The organism is Methylophaga sp. UBA5088, assembly GCF_002414625.1.
GTDB classification, from domain to species: Bacteria; Pseudomonadota; Gammaproteobacteria; order Nitrosococcales; family Methylophagaceae; genus Methylophaga; species Methylophaga marina.
Window position 1 is genome coordinate 5,498 of record NZ_DIAC01000007.1, and the last position, 2,196, is coordinate 7,693.

3 protein-coding genes and 1 pseudogene are annotated in these 2,196 nt (G+C 41.2%); 1 reads left to right on the forward strand and 3 read right to left on the reverse strand.

Annotated elements, in window-relative coordinates:
- Positions 1-222: pseudogene (locus B4K20_RS00525) on the reverse strand (hypothetical protein); the annotation flags it as partial.
- 58 nt (positions 223-280) lie between these two features.
- Positions 281-1,285 (reverse strand): helix-turn-helix domain-containing protein, encoded by a 1,005-nt coding sequence (locus tag B4K20_RS00530; RefSeq protein WP_289281478.1) that lies wholly within the window; start codon positions 1,283-1,285, stop codon positions 281-283.
- A gap of 123 nt (positions 1,286-1,408) precedes the next feature.
- Here B4K20_RS00530 and B4K20_RS00535 point away from each other — a divergent pair, with 123 nt between their 5' ends.
- On the forward strand, positions 1,409-1,876 hold the full coding sequence (locus tag B4K20_RS00535) for a hypothetical protein (protein WP_289281479.1): 468 nt from the start codon (positions 1,409-1,411) through the stop codon (positions 1,874-1,876).
- 42 nt (positions 1,877-1,918) lie between these two features.
- On the opposite strand, the gene B4K20_RS00540 is transcribed toward B4K20_RS00535, so the two are convergent.
- Positions 1,919-2,140: a plasmid stabilization protein gene (locus tag B4K20_RS00540; protein ID WP_286304756.1), complete on the reverse strand. Its 222-nt coding sequence runs from the start codon at positions 2,138-2,140 to the stop codon at positions 1,919-1,921.
- Between the last annotated feature and the right edge of the window lie 56 nt (positions 2,141-2,196).

Genomic DNA, 2,196 nt, shown 5'->3' on the forward strand with positions numbered 1-2,196 from the left:
CTGTTGTTCCGTAATGGTGACAGTTTTATCGTTCCAGGTTTTATAGCCTTTTTCATCTGAGACGGTAAGATTGACACCACTCCATGTACCGACCAGGTTTGGAATGTGTTTGGTTTTCACTTCAGTGGTGTAGTAATAATAAGCAATACCTGCAGTGTTCACTAATACAAGCAACCATAGTAGAAATTGTGTTGCTGTAATGCCAGCTTGTCTTCTTTTCATTGTTATTTCTCTCTCTAATTGGACATTCGTCAAGCGATAGTCATTATATGTAGATGAATTAATTCGTGTTAGCGCACGAATACACCTCTTTTTTTACATGTTCTCGTAATTGCCGAGGCGATAGACCAAACTGGGATTTAAAGACACGACTGAAGTGGGCCATGTCATTAAACCCTGCTTCCAGAGCAAGCTCAGTAATCGTCTGATGCATAGATTGCTGATGGTGTAATCGCCGATACACTCTGTTTAAGCGTTGTTGGGTGACATAACGCATTAAGGAGGTGTTTTCAGTTTGAAAGAGATGATTGATATATCGCACTGAAAAACCGACAGCATTGGCAATGATGGTTGGAGATAAATCAGGGTGATGACAATGATTATCTATATAGCGCTTAATATGAAACAGAGTCGTGTTTTGAGATCGAGATAACTCAACTGACTGGGGTGAGAGTTGATTAAGCGATAGAGTAAGCATATCAATCAAGGGATCAAACATAGACTGGAAGGATAGCGTGTCTAATGTAGTTAATTGTGAAGCGAATGTTTGCAGCGTGTGTGAGGTTACCGCGCCAATACCTGATGTGACTGATATTTTCTTTGCTGTTAGCTCACTTACATGACTAAGCCTTTGTTTGAGGTAGTCACGGGGAATAGAAATTATCACTTTTGATGCTGGTTCAGGCATGGTAATACGATGCCATTGGGTCGCATCGTATAAGGTCATTTCGCCTTTTTCCAGAAACACTTCGCGTCCATCTTGTTCAAGTTTATATCGCCCCTCGGTCAGCATAACGGCAAAATAGTTATCTTGACTGAGTTGTGTTGGCTCTCTGGATAAACGCTCTATTTGCAACGGCTGAGTTTTGATAGGAGAAAATCGTGTGCCATATAACCACGGATAGATGACCATATCATTGAATACAGGCTCATCAGCAATTTGACTCACATCCACATTGGCATATTCTCGTCCAATGATTTCTTTCAACCAGTTCAGCCTCTGTGAGCTCGGTAAATCATCAGTACAGAAACGCTGACCTTGCAATGTGGAAAGCTGGCTATTCATCTTTATCTCTCTTTTATTGACCATCACCTTCTCGGTCAAGTTATTGCGCCGTTTCAAACAAGACGTCTTTTTGTATAACTGGATAATAACATAGGAAAAATACAATAAATGCAGGAGAGAGATATGCAAAATACGTCAGCGTCATCCACAAATATTGTTATGCTTCGGGGGGCATGTTTATGGATATTGATGGCTTTATTGTTAGCCTGGTGTCTGGTGGGGTTATATAACCAGCTGGGTTTTTTACAAACCTTGATTCCCGGATCACCTAAGCGGGTGTTACAAGCACATCTCGATTTTCTGATTATGAGTGCCTTGATTTTAGGCTTTTATGCGGCCAAGGTAGCTCTACCATGGCATGTACGCTGGTCAATGGTGGTGGGTGCGTTTACTAACTCCAGCCTATTTTTAATGTATGCACTGTTTCCGGTACTCGACCCTTTACATGATACCTTCAATCCTGATGTGACTGGGGCAGGGGTGTTTACCTTTTATTTGTATTCCAGTCTGCTGATGACCAGCTACGGTTTTGGTAAAGGGGCTGTGATTATTCTGAAATCCACGCTCACTGAAAAAACAGAGTCACAATGAGCTAGTAATTAAGCAAAAAAAGTCACTGACTTTTTTTGAGAGTCAGTGACTTTTCTTACCACCATTTCGACTGGCACTGTGGTTATCTTTTTTGCCACGTCCCGAACCAGATTTGTTACCACCACCAGACTCTTTATTGACGGTTGCCCAGGCTATACTTTCAGCTTCCTCTTCTGAGACTCCTTGTTCTTTATAACTTTCTTCTATGTGCTGAGCTTTACGTTTTTGTTTATCTGTATATTTTTCTTTACTACCTTGCGCCATGATTTCACTCCATTAAAAATAGAAACATGTTCACAAGAGGTGACAGTGGGGGTAAA

Coding starts and splice junctions, on each gene's coding strand:
- B4K20_RS00540 (WP_286304756.1), bottom strand. CDS start 2,140: ATGGCGCAAGGTAGTAAAGAAAAATATACAGATAAACAAAAACGTAAA.
- B4K20_RS00530 (WP_289281478.1), bottom strand. CDS start 1,285: ATGAATAGCCAGCTTTCCACATTGCAAGGTCAGCGTTTCTGTACTGAT.
- B4K20_RS00535 (WP_289281479.1), top strand. CDS start 1,409: ATGCAAAATACGTCAGCGTCATCCACAAATATTGTTATGCTTCGGGGG.